Consider the following 15,531-nt stretch of genomic DNA (forward strand, 5'->3'; position numbering starts at 1 on the left):
AACAGGACGGAGGGGCGGCCTTGCCCGAGAACGGATGGCCCGCCGACCGGATCGACACCGGCAGCGCCCACTCGGCGCGGATCTACGACTACATCATCGGCGGGAAGGACTACTACCCCGCCGACAAGGAGGCGGGCGACGCGATGGCGCGGGAGTGGCCCGCGCTGCCGGTCCACATGCGGGCCAACCGCGACTTCATGCACCGGGCCGTGCGCTGGCTCGCCGAGGAGGCGGGCGTGCGGCAGTTCCTCGACATAGGCACCGGCATCCCGACCTCGCCGAACCTGCACGAGATCGCCCAGTCCGTCGCGCCGGACTCCCGCGTCGTCTACGTCGACAACGACCCCATCGTGCTGACGCTGTCCCAGGGACTGCTCTCCAGCACACCGGAGGGCAGGACCGCGTACGTCGAGGCCGACATGCGCGACCCCGGCGCCATCCTGGACGCCCCCGAACTGCGCGGCACCCTGGACCTCACCCGGCCGGTGGCCCTGACCGTCATCGCCATCGTCCACTTCGTCCTCGACGAGGACGACGCCGTCGGCATCGTCGAGCGGCTCCTGGAGCCGCTGCCGTCCGGCAGCTACCTGGCGATGTCCATCGGCACCGCCGACTTCGCCCCCGACGAGGTGGGCCGCGTCGCCCGCGAGTACGCGGCCCGCGGCATGCCCATGCGGCTGCGCACCCGCGAGGAGGCCGCGGAGTTCTTCACCGGCCTCGACCTGGTCGACCCCGGCATCGCCCAGGTCCACCGCTGGCGCCCGGACGCCACGAGCACCGAGGGCGTCAAGGACGAGGACATCGCGATGTACGGGGCGGTGGCGCGGAAGCCGTAGACCGCGCGACGGCGGCCGCCGTTCTCCGCCTCACCGGCGGGGCCGGCGGCCGCCGTTCTCCGTCCACCGGCTGCCCCGCCTGACCTCGCCGGCTGCTTCGCCCGGCTCTGCCGGATGTCCCGCCCACCTTCGATCGGCCGCCGCGGCTGTCTCCGCCGGACGTCTCGCCTGCCTCCGCCGGCTGTTTCGCCCACCTTCGGCTGGTCGCCGCGCCCGTTCCCGTCCGGCTGCCGCGGCTGCCTCCACTCGCCGCCGGGCCTGTCTTCGGCCGCCTCTGAGCGTCTGCCCCGCCTCCGCCCGGCAGCCGCGTCCGCCTTACCCGCTTCTTGCCGGCCGCTTCACCCACCTGCGTCCGGTCTCTCTTCCGGACCGGCTCCGGGGCGGCCTCACCGCGTGGGACCGCCCCGGAGCCGGTCGTTGACAGGCTTGGCTAATAGGATTAGCTTTTGGCTAACGTATTTAGCCAAGCCTGGGAGGCGCCATGACCGAGTACCTCGCCGTCGACGACGGCACGATCGCCTACGAAGTGGCGGGATCCGGTCCGCTGATCGTTCTCGCGCACGGCATGGGCGACAGCCGCGCCGCTTACCGCGCGGTGGTCCCGCGGCTGGTGGCGGCGGGTCACCGGGTCGCCTCGGTCGATCTGCGCGGCTGCGGCGAGTCCGGCGCCGACTGGCCGGACTGGAGCCGCACCGCCATCGCGGGTGATCTGCTCGCCGTGATCCGTCACCTGGGCGGCCCGGCCGTGCTCGTCGGCCACTCGGTCTCGGGCGGCGCCGCCACCATCGCCGCGGCGCAGGAGCCCGCGCTGGTCAGCGCGGTCGTCGAGCTGGCGCCGTTCACCCGCAAGCAGTCGGTCCGCCTCGGCGACCTGCGGGTCAAGCGCTTCCGGCAGGGCATGGTGCGGCTGCTCGGGGCGGGCGCGCTCGGCAGCCCGCCGCTGTGGCGCTCCTACCTCGACGTGGCCTACCCCGGCGTGAAGCCGGCCCACTGGGCCGAGCGGATCGGCCGCATCGAAGCCCTGCTGCGCGAGCCGGGCCGGATGAAGGCCATGCAGGGCATGGGCCGCAGCGCCCCGACCGACGCCGGTGCGCAGCTCGCGGGTGTCCGCTGCCCGGTCCTCGTCGTGATGGGCACGCAGGACCCCGACTGGGCCGACCCGCACGCCGAGGGCGCGGCGATCGTGGAGGCCCTGCCCGCAGGGCTCGGCCGTCTCGAGATGATCGAGGGCGCCGGGCACTACCCGCACGACCAGTTCCCCGACCAGGTGGTTTCGCTCATGCTCTCCTTCCTCCGCCCGGACGCCGCCCGTGCCTAGGGCCGGCCTGGACCCGGCGGCCGTGGTCGCGGCCGGTGCCGCCCTGGCCGACGAGGTGGGCCTCGACCACCTGACGATGGGCCTGCTGGCCCAGCGGCTGGGAGTGCGCACCCCCTCCCTGTACAAGCACGTGAACGGCCAGGAGGACCTCAACCGGCGCATCGCGGCCCTGGCGGTGAGCGAGGCCGCCGACGCCGTCGGCAGCGCGGTCCAGGGGTACGCGGGCCGCGACGCCCTGGCGGCCGCGCTGCGCGCCTTCCGCGCCTTCGTCCTGCGGCACCCCGGCCGGTACGCCGCGACGACCGGTGTGGAACCGACCGGCCCGGACGACCCGATGGCCGACGCGAGCAGGCGGCTGTTCGGGGCGTTCAGGGCGGTCCTGCGCGGCTACGAGATCGCGGAGTCCGACGTGGACCACGCCCTGCGCATGCTCCGCAGCCTCTGCCACGGCTTCGCCACCCTGCAGGGGGCGGGCGGCTTCCGGTGGAGCGCCGACGTCGACGAGAGCTTCGAGTGGCTGATCGCCTTCGCCGACCGGGGCCTGCGCGCCATGTGACCGGGGGTCTGCGCGTCATGCGGAGGGAGGACTGCGCGTCATGCGAACGGGGCGCCACCGTCGGCGATCGTCCCTCTTCGGGCGCCCGGTCCGGCCGGTTCCGGCACCGGCTGCACGAGGAAAACACATTCATCTTGCGTCGATGCGGAAAGCATTCGCCGCATCAGGGAACACGGCCCCTATGAACGAATCCGAGATTCCGCCGGACGGCCAGCCCGTGGACGTGTACCTCGACCTTCTGCGCATCCGCATGGACCCGGACGACTACGAAGTCCTGCTTCGCATGGTCGAGCCGGTGCTCCAGGCGATCGAGGAGCAGCGTCCCGGGGCCGTCGACCTCAATCTGGACGACGCGCAGCGCGAGGAGGTCAGCCAGGAGATCCGGGACGAGGCCGCGCTCGTCATCGCCACCGCCGTCACCGGCCGGCTCGACAACGAGCTGATCGAGATCGACACCGGCGACGCGGGCCCCGTCCGGATCGTCACGGATTCGGACACCGCGTCCGACCCGGTGCGCAGGACGGAACTCACCGAGTACATTCGCGAACGGCACCGCCAGGACGAGGAGCTCCGCGGCATCGCCGAGGCCAGCGACCTGCCGACGGACTTCTGACGCCGCCGGGCCGGGACCGGCCCGTACGGAGACCGCCGCTGCGGGGATCCTCCGTACGGAGACCGCTCGTACGAGGGCCGGCCGCCGCACGGAGACCGGACGCACAGGGAACCGCCGCCCCGCGGGCACCTGCCGCCGCCGTACAGGGACCGTCGGGACGACGGACCGCCGACACGACCGCACCGCATCCGCACCACCCGCGCGCCGCGAGAACCGAGGACGCTCTGATGAAACGTTCACCCCTGTCGGGACGCGTCGTCGTGGTGACCGGCGCCGCACGGGGCGTGGGAGCCGCGGTGGCGCGGACCCTCGCCTCGCGCGGGGCCCGGGTCGCCCTGCTGGGCCTGGAGGAGCCCGAACTGGCGGACCTCTCCGCACGGCTGGGCGGCAGGGCGCGCCACTGGTGCGTCGACGTCACCGACGAGGAGGCCCTGGGCCGGACGGCCGAGCGGATCGAGCGCGAGTGGGGCACCCCCTCCGCCGTCGTCGCGAACGCGGGCGTCGCCGAGTCCGGACCGTTCCTGACCGGCCCGGCGGACACCTGGCGGCGCATCATCGAGGTCAATCTGCTGGGCAGCGCCGCCACCGCCCGCGCCTTCCTCCCCGCCCTGCTCCGCACGGAGGGCTACTACCTGCAGGTCGCGTCGCTGGCCGCACTGGCCGCCGCGCCGATGATGAGCGCCTACTGTGCCTCGAAGTCGGGCGTGGAGGCCATGGCCCACGCCCTGCGCGGCGAGGTCGCCCACCTCGGGGTGGACGTCGGTGTCGCGTACCTCAGCTGGACCGACACCGACATGATCCGGACCGGCGACCGGACCGTCCCCCTGCGCGAGCTGCGCCGGCACATGCCGTGGCCCGCGACCACCACCCACCCCGTGGACCCGACGGCCGAGCGGCTGGTGCGCGGCATCGAGCGGCGCTCCGCGGCGGTCTTCACCCCGCCCTGGCTCAGGCTGGCGCGGCTGGGCCGCGGCGTCGCCCCCGGCATCGTCGCCCGCCGGGCCCGTCAGGTCTTCGCCCGTGAGGTCGACTACGAGCGCGTGCCGCAGACCGGGCTCCTGGGGCCCGGGGGGAGCGCGGCACGCCGGCCCTCCTGCGGCCCGACGACCACGACGTGACGCGCCCGGGTGCCGGCGTCACCCGGACGCGTCACCCGTTCCCCGTACCACGAGCGCGCCGCCCGTTCCCCGCGAGGACGCGGGGGACGGGCGCCGCGCCGTGGTGACCGGCCCCTGCCCGACCGGCGGAAGCGGTCAGGTCGTGTGCGGGGCCGGGGCCGGGGAGTCCGCGATCCCCGGCTCGCCGGTGCGGTCGCGCTTGGTGAGCATGTGCTGCACCCCGCTGAAGACCCGGCGTACGGGACGCCTGCGCAGGGCGGCGCGGGCGGCGTTGGCGCCCGGCGCCCCGTGCACGCCGCCGCCGGGGTGCGCGCTCGCCGACGCGAGGTAGAGCCCCTGCACCGCCGTCTCCGGGCGGCCCGTCCCCGGCAGGGGGCGGAAGAAGAGCTGCTGGTGCATGTTGGCGGTGCCGCCGTTGATGGCACCGCCGTGCAGGTTGGCGTCGAGCTCCTCCAGCGACGTGGGGGAGAGGATCCGGCGGGCCTTGACGCGGGAGCGGAAGCCGGGGGCGAACCGCTCCACCTGCGCCTCCACCCGGTCGGCCATCGTCTCCCGGTCGTGCCGGTCCCAGGTGCCGGTGATGCCCGCGTCCCCGGCGTCCCCCTTCACCTCGTGCGGGACGTGCGTGTACGCCCAGGCCGACTCGGTGCCCTCCGGGGAGCGGGTCGGGTCCGAGGTCGTCATCTGGCCGAACAGGGAGAACGGCCGGTCGGGGACCTGCCGCATGGCGATCTGGGCGGCGAAGCGGGTGAGCTCGTCGACCCCGTCCGCCAGGTGGACCGTCCCGGCCCCGGCGGCCTCGGGGGCCTTCCACGGCACCGGGCCGTCCAGCGCCCAGTCGATCTTGAAGGTGCCGAAGTCCCACTGGAAACGGCGCAGGTCCTCGCGGACGCGCGCCGGTACGTGCTCCTCGGCGAGCAGCTTGCCGTACAGGTCGGGCGCGGACACGTCGGCCAGCACCGCCTTGACGGCCCGGACCTCGGTGCCGTCCTGGGTGCGCACGCCCACCGCCCGGCCCTCGCGGACGAGGACCTCGTCGACGCGCTGCCCGCAGTGCACCGTCCCGCCGAGCCTCTCCAGTCTGCGGACCAGGGCGCCGATGAGCGCGCCCGCGCCGCCGACCGGCACCGGGAAGCCGTGCGAGTGGCCGAGCATGGACATCAGCCAGCCGAAGCCGCCGCTGCCGGCGGCCTCCGGGGCCAGGTCGGCGTGGAGGGCGTTCCCGGCGAGCAGCAGCCGGCCGCCCTCGCCGCGGAACTCCTCCTCGCCCATCCGCCGCACCGGCAGGACCAGGGTGCGGGCCAGCCGCAGCCCGCCCGCGCCGCGCAGCTTCGCCGCGAGGCGCGCCGCGGACAGCACGGGCGGGAACGGCGTGAACAGGGCCTGCAGGATGTCCGGCCCGAGCTTGTCCCAGATCAGCGTCAGCCGCCGCCAGGCCTCGCCGTCGCCCTCCGCGAAGCCGTCCAGGTTGCGCCGCGTCGTCTCCAGGTCGCGGCTGAGCACGGCGCAGCGGCCGTCGGACAGCGGATGCGCCAGGACCGCGGGGGCGTGGCTCCAGCGCAGCCCCTCGCGCTCCAGGTGCAGCCCGCGCAGCACGGGCGACGCGGCGGCCAGCGGATAGAAGGAGCTGCACATGTCGCTCACGTAGTCGGGGTGGACCCCCCGGTCGTGGCGGACCGCGCCGCCGGGCGTGTCGGCCGCCTCCAGGACGGTCACGCTCCATCCCTCGTCCGCGAGGAGGTTGGCGGCGACCAGCCCGTTGGGTCCCGCTCCGATCACTACGGCGTCCGGCATCCTGTCCTCTCCTAGGCTGTTCGTTCACGTGCGGGCCCGCACGGGTGCGTGCGGCTGCGTACTGCTGCGTACGGCTCTGTGCGCGGGGGATCGCCCGCCCGGTCCCGTACGGGTCCCGGACGGGGCGGGATCAGCCGCCGTCCCCGGTCCCGCGGCCGTGCGCGGCGCCGGCGCGGTCCGGCTCCCGGACCGACTCGACGAGCTTCGCCAGGCGGGGCAGCATGCGGCGGTGGCGCAGCTGGATCAGCGCGTCCAGCGCCGACTGGTGCACGGCGCCGCCCAGGCCGCGCAGCGGGTGCTCGTCGAGGACGATCAGCGTGTGGTCGCCCCAGGGGCGGATGTCGAACGCGATGCGCGCCGTGCCGAGGGGCCCGGCCTTGGCCTCCAGCTCCAGGTAGCGGGGCTCCTCGAAGCGGCGCGACACCGTCTCCCCCCGGAAGGTCCAGGGACCGATGGACAGGGTGTACTCCAGACGCGACCCGACGGCGGGCCACGCGCCGTCGCACGGCCGGGACTCCGAGGGGCCCACGACCCACTGCCCGAAGCGGGACGGGTCCTTCAGGACGGCCCAGACCGCCTCCGGACTCCTCCTCACGAGTTGGTGCCGGACCGCCATGTGAGTCCTCCCCAGCGTCGAACGGGAAAAATCCGGGTCCGAGTGCCCCGTCGGTGCCCCGCTACACGGGGTGGTGCCGGGCGGGGCCGTACGGGGCCGTCACCGGGGCCGCCTCCGCGGCGAGCCGCCGGGGCCCGGTCGCGTGGGAGGACACCGGAGCGGGTGCCACGGGGTGCCGGGCGCGGGCCGCCACGGTAGGCATGGTGTGTGCAAACCTTTCTGCCGTATCCCGGATTCATCGCGTCCGCGGGCGCCCTCGACCCCCGCAGACTGGGCAAACAGCGCGTCGAGGCGCTCCAGGTGCTGCGCGCGCTGACCGTGCCCGGGTACGGCTGGCGCCGGCACCCGGCGGTGCGGATGTGGATCGGGTACGAGGAGGCCCTGGCCCGCTACGGCCTGGACACCTGCGGCGTCTGGACGGCCGAGGGCCGCAACGACACGTGCGCCGCGACGATGGGCGCCGACTTCACCGCGTTCCGCCCCGGGGTGGAGGTCCGCGACCAGGAACGACTGGCGGAGGCGGGCGAACTGCCGCCCTGGCTGGGGGACCCCGCGTTCCACCGCAGCCACCAGTCGGCCCTCGTCCGCAAGGACCCCGACTTCTACGCCCCCCGCTTCCCCGGCGTCCCCGACGACCTCCCCTACCTGTGGCCCCCCTCGGACCGGGACCCGGAGGTCACGCGGGAGGAGTGAACCGGCGGCCCGGAGCGCACGCCGAGGGGCGGGTCCCGGGGCCCCGCACCGTGCGCCGGCCGCCCGGGCCCGGGACTACGGCAGGGTCCGCCTCGACGGGTGCGAGCGGGCCGGCCGGCTCACCCCCGACGTCCTCGGCATGTCGGTGGCCGTCGCCCTGCTGCGCCAGGGCGCCCGCGACCCGACCGACGCCGTCGAGCACGGGCACGGGGCCGCGCCGCCCGCCCGGGATGCGGTCCTTCGCACCCCGTACCAAGCTGGTTCCGGGGAACCTCACGTGCGTCGACGGACGAAGGAAGAACATGGCCAAGGACAAGGATCTGGACAAGGGCGACAAGGTCTCCTGGAAGAGCCACGGAAGCACGGTCCCCGGCAGGATCAAGAAGAAGATCACCGAGCGTACGAAGGCGGCGGGCCGCACCGTGGACGCCTCGCGCGACGAGCCGCAGTACGAGGTGGAGAGCGAGAAGTCCGGACGCTCCGCCGTCCACAGGCCCGGGGCCCTGAAGAAGAGGGGCGGGAAGTCGTGACGGAGAAGAAGGACGACGACCGCGACGGCACCGTCAAGGAGTTCGAGGACGCGGTCAACATGACGCCGAGCGCGCTCGAGAAGTGGCTCGACACGGACGAGTCCAGGAGCGTCGGCCAGAGCGACGGGGGCGAGAGCGTCGGACACGCCTCCGGGCGCCGCATCGTCGAGCTGCTGAGGACGAAGAAGGGCGACCTGAGCGACGACGACGTGCAGCACATGCGCAAGGTCGTCGGGTACGTCCACCGGCACCTGAAGCAGCGGCCGAAGGGCGACGTGACGGACACGCCCTGGCGCTACTCGCTGATGAACTGGGGCCACGACCCCGAGAAGTGACGACGCGCGGGCCGTGCGCGCCGCGGACCGGCCCGGGGCGGCCGCACCGCACCCGGGCCGTCGCCGTGTCCCCGCGCGCGGAAGCGGAAGCGGGAGCGGTGACACGGCGGTAGCAGGGGCGAGTGCCGGCCGTGGCCGGCGCTCAGTGCCTGTTCCGGTGTCCGGAGTCCGGGGCGCGCCGTCCGCGGTGAGGCGGCCGCCGTCCGCCGGGCCGAGCCGGCGTCAGGCCCCCGTGCGCGCGGACGCTCCGCGCGCGACCTGCCGCGCCCACAGGACGAGCGGGACCTGGAGGGGCAGCCGGCCGTACGCCACCGCCCTCAGGGGCGCGGGCCGGTGGCGCCAGTCGACGGCCATCTTGACGTTCGCCGGGAACACCCCGGCGAAGAAGCCCGCCGCGGCCAGCGCGGCGGTCCGGCGCGTGCGCGGATGCGCGAGGCCCGCCGCCAGCGCCAGTTCCACCGCGCCGCTGGCGTACGTCCACGTCCGCGGCGATCCCGGCAGCGACCGCGGCACGACGGTGTCGAACGGCTCGGGTCTGGCGAAGTGCGCCGCGCCCGCCGTGGCCAGCAGTCCGGCGAGCAGGATCGGCGAGCGCCGGTGTCGGGACATGACCCCTCCGTGACATGTGGGAACGCGCGCCACCTTACTTCACGGTAACCACGTGGATCGCGCGCGGTCCCCCTGCGCCGGGAGTGGCGAGGAGGGGCCGGACCGCGGGGAGGGGGCCGGGCCGCGGCCGGTGCGGAGGTCAGGCGCAGGCCCAGGCGTTCATGCCCTGCATCGCCGCCAGCCGCTCGGCCACCGCGATCTGCTCCTTCCGTGTCGCCAGATCGGCCCGCGGCGCGTACTTGCGGCCGCCCGCGGCCTCCCAGCTGGACTGCTTGAACTGCAGGCCGCCGTAGTGCCCGTTGCCGGTGTTGGCGTTCCAGTCGCCGCTCGACTCGCACTGCGCGATCGCGTCCCAGTCGGGGCCGCGCCAGGAGGGCGCGGCCGCCTGCGCGGGGCCCGCCGTGAGCGCGAGGGCCGCGACCGGCGCGAGCAGGAGGCACAGCAGGGCGCCGCCGCGCCGGCCGCCGTGCACGGGCAGGTTCGTTCCCTGTCTCGAAGTCATGGCTGGAAGCATAAGGTGGCAAATCGGTCACATGCCGTGTTGGTGACGCCCTTTCGGGGGACGGCGCGTAACGGCCCCGTACGCCGGTGGGGCCGCGTTCCCCCGCATGGCGGTCACCCGTGTCAGTCATATCAACGAATGATCACAAACTCGACATTGTCCTCGTCGTTTGGGGCAAAGCCTTCGGTTTCAAGGTCCTTTGTCCTTCGCAACCGAGGAGAGACTCGATGGTCCACAGACACACGCGAGCCGCCTGTGCCGTGCTGACCACGGTCGGCGCGGTCGTCCTCACGGCGGCACCCGCGTCCGGCGTGGCCGATCCACCGCCGCCCGCGACCGGACCCTCCGCCGCCCGGACGCTCGGCGCCGACCGGCCGCACGCGGACGTGCTGCGCGCGCTCCAGCGCGACCTGGGCCTCTCCGCGGCGCAGGCCGGGACCCGGCTGGTCAACGAGGCGGAGGCGGGCACGCGGGCCGGCCGTCTGCAGAACGCGCTGGGCGCGCACTTCGCGGGCGCCTGGGTGCATGGCCCCACCTCGGCCCACCTGGTCGTCGCCACCACCGACGCCGCGCACGTGCGGGCCATCGAGGAGGGCGGCGCCACCGCCAGGCTCGTCCGCACCGGCCTCGCGGACCTGAGGGCCGTCAAGGAGAAGCTGGACGCCGCCGCGCACCGCTCCGGCACCCTCGACACACCGGTCCGGTACGTCGACGTGCGGACCAACCGGGTCGTCCTCCAGGCGACGGACCGCGCCGCGGCCGACCGGCTCCTCGCGGACGCCGGCGTGGACCGCGCCCTGGTGGACGTCAGGCTCTCCGCGGACCGGCCGCGCGCGCTGTACGACATCAAGGGCGGCGAGGCCTACTACATCGACGAACAGGCCCGCTGCTCCATCGGCTTCTCGATCACCAAGGGCGACGAGCAGGGCTTCGTCAGCGCGGGGCACTGCGGGAAGCCGGGCGCGAAGACCACCGGCGCCAACCAGGCCGCGCAGGGCACCTTCAAGGCCTCCACGTTCCCGGAGAAGGACATGTCGTGGGTCGCCACGAACGCCGAGTGGACGGCGACGCCCACCGTCAAGGGGGAGGGCGGCAAGGACGTCCAGGTCGCCGGCTCGGTGCAGGCGCTGGTCGGCGCCGCCGTCTGCAGGTCCGGGTCCACCACCGGCTGGCACTGCGGCGAGATCGAGCAGCACGACACGAGCGTGACCTACGCCGAGGGCACCGTGAACGGCGTGACGCGCACGAGCGTGTGCGCCGAACCGGGGGACTCCGGCGGCTCGTACGTCTCCGGGAGCCAGGCGCAGGGCGTCACCTCCGGCGGCTCGGGCGACTGCAGGAGCGGCGGCACCACCTTCTACCAGCCGGTCAACCCGATCCTGGAGACGTACGGGCTCACCCTCAAGACCGGCACGGAGCAGGGCACGCCTCCGCCGGGCGATCCGACCACGCCCCCGCCGGGCGACCCCAGTACGCCTCCGCAGGACGACCCGACCACGCCGCCCCCGGGGGACCCGACCACGCCGCCCCCGGGGGACCCGACCACGCCGCCCCCGGGGGACCCGACCACGCCTCCGCCAGGGGACCAGACCCCGCCGCCGGGCGATCCGACCACGCCCCCGCCGGGCGATCCGACCACGCCCCCGCCCGGTGACCCGACCACGCCGCCCCCGGGGCAGGGCACCACGCCCCCGGCGGAGGGCCGGAGCACGCCTCCGGCCGTGCAGGGCGCGGCGCCGGGTTCCTGGACGGCCGGGCGCGTCTACGGCGTGGGGACCGAGGTGACGCACGGCAGCGTCAGGTACCGCTGCCTCCAGTCGCACCAGGCGCAGGGGACGTGGCGTCCGGAGACCACCCCGGCGCTGTGGCAGCGGGTCGGATGACCTGAGGGACGAGCGCGCACACGGTGTGCCGCGGGCCCCCGGGCCGGTGCCGGGGACCCGCGGCACACCGTGTCGGGTCGCGGTCGACGGCGAGGAGAGCCCGGGGGCCCGCCGCTCCGGTGCGGCGGGCCCCCGGCTACGCCTCGCTCAGCAGCGCGTACGCCGTGGCCACGAAGGTGTCGCGGGAGCGGAAGCGGCGGGTGCAGACGGCGGCGACCGCCGTGCCGGTGTCCGGGCGGAAGCCGAGGAACGCCTGCTGCCCCATGGTCGCGCCGCAGTGGAAGTACATCGGCCCGCCGTCGGTGGGGTGCTGGAACCAGCCCACCGTGTGCACGTGCCGGTGCCCGAGGCCGCGCCGCAGCACCGGCCGCCGCACCGCCAGCAGTGCGTCGGCCAGCGGCGATCCGGCCGGGTCGAGGTGCGCCTCCAGGAACGTGAGCAGGTCGTGCGGGGTGGCGCGCACGGCGCCCGCGGCCTGGAAGCCGCCCACGTCCAGGGGCGGCACCGGTGTCACACCGTCCGCGCGGTGGCCGACGGCGTCGGTCTCCGGGCCGCCGGGCGCGGGGGCGGTGCCGCGCAGCCCGAGCGGGCGCAGCACCTGACGGCCCAGCAGCTCCTCCCAGGGGGTCGCGGTGGCCGCCGCCAGCGCGTGGCCGAGGACCGAGACGCCGAAGTTGGAGTAGCGCCAGCGGGTGCCGGGCCGGTGGCGCGGCCGGTGCCGCAGGAAGGCCCGCACGACCAGGTCCGCGGGGTACGCGCCGTAGGGGTTGGTGCGCCAGTGGGGCAGTGCCCGCGGATAGAAGTCGGCGGGCAGGGAGGGCAGCCCCGAGGTGTGGGTGATCAGGTGCGCCAGTGTGACGGGGGGCCGCCCGCCCGCGTGGCGGTGCGCGCGGGCCGGGACGGAGGCCGGCGGCGAGGAGAGGGGGGCCGCGGACGGGAGGCCGGGGAACGTCCCGGCGAGGTAGGCGGCCGCCGGCTCGCCGCCGGACAGCAGCCCGGCCCCGGTCAGCCGGGCGAAGAGCAGTCCGGTGAAGGTCTTGGACGCCGAGCCGATCTCGTACCTGGCCCACTCCCGGGGGACGGGCGGGGGCGCGCCGGATCCGCCGGAGCGCACCGTGCGGTGGCCCCGGCGGGAGAGCGCGAAGACGACGTCGGGGGCGTCCACCGCGCGGACGGCCTCGTCGAGCCGCTCCTGGAGCCGGGCCTCGTCCGCCTCCTCGTACGGGACGCCGTCCAGGGCGGAGGGGGTGTCCGGGACCGTGTCCGCCGCTCCCGGCCAGGGAGCCGTCGCGCCGCTCACGCGTGCGCCAGCTGCGACAGGGCGCGGGACATCGCGACGACCGAGGCGAACGCCGCCACCAGCGTGGAGTGGTAGACGACGTCGAAGACGTCGTCGGGGGAGCCCTCGGGCATCGCGCGCACCGCGGGCATCGCTCCGTCGGGCTGCTGGGCACCCGCGAAGCCCTCCCAGGCCCGGGCGTCCAGGGTGGGCTCCGGCAGGCACGCGTCGACGACGAGCAGCTCGCCGAGCAGGTCCCAGCGCTTCAGGTCCAGCCAGTCGTCCAGCCAGGCCGGGAGCCAGTGCGCGAGGTACTCGGCGAGGCGCGGCGGCAGCCCCTCGGGCCGCTCGCCCCAGTCGGTCAGGTGGAAGACGGTGTGCGTGACGTCGTAGCCGATGTGCCCCTCGGCCGTCCACGGCTCCGGGGTGCGCCCGAGCCAGGTGCGGGCCACGACCTCGTCCATCGGGACCTGGGGCGGCAGGCCGAAGCGGCGCTCGTACGCGCAGAGGGCGAGCCGCCGGACGTTCGGCACGTCGAAGGCGGCGCTGCTGACGAGCCGGTGGTTGAGGCGGATCGCCTGCTCCAGCTCCGGATGGCTGTAGCCCAGCTCCTTGAAGGCGAGGTACACCTCGAAGGGGATGGGGGAGATGGGCTCGGTCCGCTGGCCGCGCACCAGCATCGCGCCGCCGTCCAGGGTGTGCCGCCAGGCGTGGTCGATCAGCTGCCGGGCCAGCTGGGCCTGCCGGGAGCCGGCCACGCCGGCCTGGAAGAGGACCTTGCAGATCAGGGCCAGTTCGCCGACCGGCTTGAAGCGTTCGAGGAAGCCCACCTCGGGGTCGGCGTCCGGGTCGAGCCGGAAGCCGTCGCGGTGGGCGTGCAGCCACTCCATGGCGCCCAGGCCGACCCCGTGGATAAGGCGGGTGTCGGCCCGGGCGGTGCCGGCCGTGCCGGTGCTGGTCATGCCGATGCTCCTTGTCCGTCCTGGCCGTGGCCCGGCGTGTACTCCAGCGTGCGCGGACGCAGGGGAGCGGCGCCCGGGCCCGGCGGGCCCTCCGCGCGGGGCCGGGCGCGGGTGCCGGTGCGGCAGGGTCCGCCGCCGCTCCCGCCGCCGGGCGCCTTTGCGACGAGGGCGCGCCCGTGCGCGCCGGGCGGCGTCCGGTCCGCCCCGCCGTCCGCGGTGTCCTCACCCGCCGCGCCGCCCGTGCCGCCCGCGGTGTCCTCGTGCCGGCGGCCGGCGGTGAGCGCGGCGGCGAACGCCGCCATGAGCGAGGAGTGGTAGCAGTGCCGGAAGCCCTCCGGCACGGTGCGCCCGTACCGTCCCGGGCCCAGCTCGGCCAGCGAGCCGTCCGGTTTCTGGGCCGCGGCGATGCCCTCCCACGCGCGGGCGAGCGTGTCGCCGTCCGGCAGGCGCGGCAGGGCGGCCGCGACCGCGAGGAGCTCGCAGCCCAGGTCCCACTGCTCGTCCTCCAGGCAGGTGTCGAGCCAGGCCGGGAGCCACTGGTCGAGGTAGGCCGCGACGTGCGGGGGCACGGCGTCCGGCGCCAGGCCCCAGTCGGTGAGGTGGTAGATCACATGGGTCAGCGTGTAGCCCGCGCTCCGCTCGAAGGACCACGGCTCCGGCAGCCCGCCCAGCCAGGTGCGCCGCAGCGCCGCGGGCAGCTCGCCGTGCGGGGCGAGACCGGCGCGGCGCTCGGAGTTGAGCACGCTCATGCGCCGGTTCGGGTCCTGCTCGGTCACCTGCCAGCCGCGCGTGCGCGCCACCACCGCGGCGGCCTCCTCGTACGCGGGGGAGCGCAGGCCCGCCGCGGCGAACGCCGCGTAGACCTCCAGGTGGTAGGTGGCGAAGGGCTCCAGGCGCTGGAGTTCCGGGAAGAGGGCGCCCTGGCCGGTCTGCCGCCACGCGAACGCGAGCAGGTCCGAGGCGGCGCGGTGCGAGGCGCTGGCGGGGTCGGTGTGGCGCAGTACGCAGACGCAGACCTGGGCCAGCTCGCCCAGCGGCTTCCAGGTGCGGTTGACCGAGCCGTGGGCGGCCAGGGCCTCGTCGCCGAGCCGGAAGCCGTCCCGGTTCGCGGACAGCCAGCCGAGCGCGGCCTCGCCGACGGCGGTGACGTCGGGGGCCCTCACCCGCGTTCCCCGGCGCGCATCAGCCGCGCGGCCTGCAGGTGCAGCGCCACCCGGGGGTCGCCGCCGCCCATCAGGTCGACGAAGTCCAGGCCCGCGTCGAGGCCGAGGGTCTCGGGCACGCCGTCGAGCGTGACCAGCCAGCGGCCGGCCGCCGCGGCCTGCAGCCAGTCGCGCCGCCGCACCGCGCGGACGAAGCCGCGCGCCACGTCGACCGGCCGGCGCGCCGCGATCCGCGCCACGGCGGAGGTGCCGTCCGGGGTCGCGAGTCCGCCCAGGACGGCGAGCTGATGGGTGAGGAACTGCCAGGAGGCGTCCTCCAGCCAGGTCGTCCGCGGTTCCTCGCCGCCGGCCGGCACACCGTCGGCGTACGCGCCGCCGGATGCGTTCGCACGGCGCAGTGCCTGCGTCATCGCCCAATGGCTCCACACGGATGCGGGGGAGGCGTTCGGCGGGGGCGGAAATCCGGTGACGGCTTTTTCGAACAGGGCCACGTCCTCCGTGTCCGGAGTCGTGCGCAACAAAATACTGGGCAAAAGAACATCGGGGCCGAGAATACGGACGGCGGCGACCGTGATGCCGTCGTCCCCGTCGATTCCCGTCGCGCCGCGGACCACCCGGGAGTGGCCCCCGCTCCGAAGAGCGGAGACCACTTCAGAGGCCAGGTCCTGCACCGCGCCCGTCAAAGGGGTCGAAGTGCCAGACTGCTCCATGGAGCCTCTCCCCG

The 15,531-nt window shown here is 75.2% G+C and carries 18 protein-coding genes and 2 pseudogenes; 11 read left to right on the forward strand and 9 right to left on the reverse strand.

What is annotated here, in order from left to right:
• The first annotated feature begins 20 nt into the window (after positions 1 to 20).
• The 5 genes from IE271_RS14170 (at position 21) to IE271_RS14190 (ending at position 4,441) form a co-directional block, all read left to right on the forward strand.
• On the forward strand, positions 21 to 836 hold the full coding sequence (locus tag IE271_RS14170; RefSeq protein ID WP_190190635.1) for an SAM-dependent methyltransferase: 816 nt from the start codon (positions 21 to 23) through the stop codon (positions 834 to 836).
• Between the two features lie 481 nt (positions 837 to 1,317).
• A complete protein-coding gene (locus IE271_RS14175) occupies positions 1,318 to 2,154 on the forward strand; it encodes an alpha/beta fold hydrolase (protein ID WP_190190636.1) in 837 nt (278 codons plus the stop codon).
• A 22-nt stretch (positions 2,155 to 2,176) separates the two neighbouring features.
• Positions 2,177 to 2,710: a TetR/AcrR family transcriptional regulator gene (locus IE271_RS14180; RefSeq protein ID WP_190190736.1), complete on the forward strand. Its 534-nt coding sequence runs from the start codon at positions 2,177 to 2,179 to the stop codon at positions 2,708 to 2,710.
• Positions 2,711 to 2,891: 181 nt separating this feature from the next.
• Entirely contained in the window at positions 2,892 to 3,323 is a 432-nt protein-coding gene (locus IE271_RS14185) for a hypothetical protein (RefSeq protein ID WP_190190637.1), read from the forward strand.
• A 227-nt stretch (positions 3,324 to 3,550) separates the two neighbouring features.
• A complete protein-coding gene (locus tag IE271_RS14190; RefSeq protein ID WP_190190638.1) occupies positions 3,551 to 4,441 on the forward strand; it encodes an SDR family oxidoreductase in 891 nt (296 codons plus the stop codon).
• 135 nt (positions 4,442 to 4,576) lie between these two features.
• On the opposite strand, the gene IE271_RS14195 is transcribed toward IE271_RS14190, so the two are convergent.
• The 3 genes from IE271_RS14195 to IE271_RS14205 all read right to left on the reverse strand — a co-directional run bounded on the left by IE271_RS14195 (position 4,577) and on the right by IE271_RS14205 (position 7,053).
• Positions 4,577 to 6,235, reverse strand: coding sequence for a phytoene desaturase family protein (locus IE271_RS14195; protein ID WP_190190639.1), 1,659 nt, complete (start codon positions 6,233 to 6,235; stop codon positions 4,577 to 4,579).
• Positions 6,236 to 6,365: 130 nt separating this feature from the next.
• The gene (locus tag IE271_RS14200; RefSeq protein ID WP_190190640.1) at positions 6,366 to 6,851 is read right to left on the reverse strand and encodes an SRPBCC family protein; all 486 of its coding nucleotides are present in this window, start codon (positions 6,849 to 6,851) and stop codon (positions 6,366 to 6,368) included.
• Positions 6,852 to 6,912: 61 nt separating this feature from the next.
• Positions 6,913 to 7,053 (reverse strand): hypothetical protein, encoded by a 141-nt coding sequence (locus tag IE271_RS14205; protein ID WP_190190641.1) that lies wholly within the window; start codon positions 7,051 to 7,053, stop codon positions 6,913 to 6,915.
• 5 nt (positions 7,054 to 7,058) lie between these two features.
• On the opposite strand from IE271_RS14205, the gene IE271_RS14210 reads away from it, so the two are divergent.
• From IE271_RS14210 to IE271_RS14220, 4 genes and pseudogenes are all read left to right on the forward strand, one after another.
• Entirely contained in the window at positions 7,059 to 7,544 is a 486-nt protein-coding gene (locus IE271_RS14210) for an MSMEG_6728 family protein (protein ID WP_190190642.1), read from the forward strand.
• 79 nt (positions 7,545 to 7,623) lie between these two features.
• Positions 7,624 to 7,746: pseudogene (locus IE271_RS41995) on the forward strand (hydroxymethylbilane synthase); the annotation flags it as partial.
• A gap of 100 nt (positions 7,747 to 7,846) precedes the next feature.
• A complete protein-coding gene (locus tag IE271_RS14215; RefSeq protein ID WP_190190643.1) occupies positions 7,847 to 8,074 on the forward strand; it encodes a hypervirulence associated TUDOR domain-containing protein in 228 nt (75 codons plus the stop codon).
• Positions 8,071 to 8,409: a DUF3140 domain-containing protein gene (locus IE271_RS14220; protein ID WP_190190644.1), complete on the forward strand. Its 339-nt coding sequence runs from the start codon at positions 8,071 to 8,073 to the stop codon at positions 8,407 to 8,409. The genes IE271_RS14215 and IE271_RS14220 overlap by 4 nt, the downstream gene beginning before the upstream one ends.
• Positions 8,410 to 8,631: 222 nt before the next feature.
• Here IE271_RS14220 and IE271_RS14225 read toward each other — a convergent pair whose 3' ends face one another.
• Entirely contained in the window at positions 8,632 to 9,018 is a 387-nt protein-coding gene (locus tag IE271_RS14225; RefSeq protein WP_190190645.1) for a DoxX family protein, read from the reverse strand.
• 139 nt (positions 9,019 to 9,157) lie between these two features.
• On the reverse strand, positions 9,158 to 9,520 hold the full coding sequence (locus IE271_RS14230; RefSeq protein WP_190190646.1) for a transglycosylase family protein: 363 nt from the start codon (positions 9,518 to 9,520) through the stop codon (positions 9,158 to 9,160).
• A 227-nt stretch (positions 9,521 to 9,747) separates the two neighbouring features.
• On the opposite strand from IE271_RS14230, the pseudogene IE271_RS14235 reads away from it, so the two are divergent.
• Both IE271_RS14235 and IE271_RS44340 read left to right on the forward strand, forming a co-directional pair.
• Positions 9,748 to 10,962, forward strand: a pseudogene (locus tag IE271_RS14235) (S1 family peptidase); the annotation flags it as partial.
• Positions 10,963 to 11,241: 279 nt separating this feature from the next.
• The gene (locus tag IE271_RS44340) at positions 11,242 to 11,403 is read left to right on the forward strand and encodes a carbohydrate-binding protein (protein WP_351282932.1); all 162 of its coding nucleotides are present in this window, start codon (positions 11,242 to 11,244) and stop codon (positions 11,401 to 11,403) included.
• 136 nt (positions 11,404 to 11,539) lie between these two features.
• Here the strand turns inward: IE271_RS44340 and IE271_RS14240 are convergent, their stop codons facing one another.
• The 4 genes from IE271_RS14240 to IE271_RS14255 are packed head-to-tail and all read right to left on the reverse strand — an operon-like array spanning position 11,540 to position 15,517.
• Positions 11,540 to 12,703 (reverse strand): serine hydrolase domain-containing protein, encoded by a 1,164-nt coding sequence (locus IE271_RS14240; RefSeq protein WP_373308761.1) that lies wholly within the window; start codon positions 12,701 to 12,703, stop codon positions 11,540 to 11,542.
• A complete protein-coding gene (locus tag IE271_RS14245) occupies positions 12,700 to 13,644 on the reverse strand; it encodes a DUF6895 family protein (protein ID WP_190190647.1) in 945 nt (314 codons plus the stop codon). The genes IE271_RS14240 and IE271_RS14245 overlap by 4 nt, the downstream gene beginning before the upstream one ends.
• The gene (locus IE271_RS14250; protein WP_373308762.1) at positions 13,641 to 14,807 is read right to left on the reverse strand and encodes a DUF6895 family protein; all 1,167 of its coding nucleotides are present in this window, start codon (positions 14,805 to 14,807) and stop codon (positions 13,641 to 13,643) included. The genes IE271_RS14245 and IE271_RS14250 overlap by 4 nt, the downstream gene beginning before the upstream one ends.
• Positions 14,804 to 15,517 (reverse strand): hypothetical protein, encoded by a 714-nt coding sequence (locus IE271_RS14255; RefSeq protein WP_190190648.1) that lies wholly within the window; start codon positions 15,515 to 15,517, stop codon positions 14,804 to 14,806. The genes IE271_RS14250 and IE271_RS14255 overlap by 4 nt, the downstream gene beginning before the upstream one ends.
• Between the last annotated feature and the right edge of the window lie 14 nt (positions 15,518 to 15,531).

This window comes from Streptomyces minutiscleroticus, assembly GCF_014650875.1.
In the GTDB taxonomy this organism is placed as follows: Bacteria; Actinomycetota; Actinomycetes; order Streptomycetales; family Streptomycetaceae; genus Streptomyces; species Streptomyces minutiscleroticus.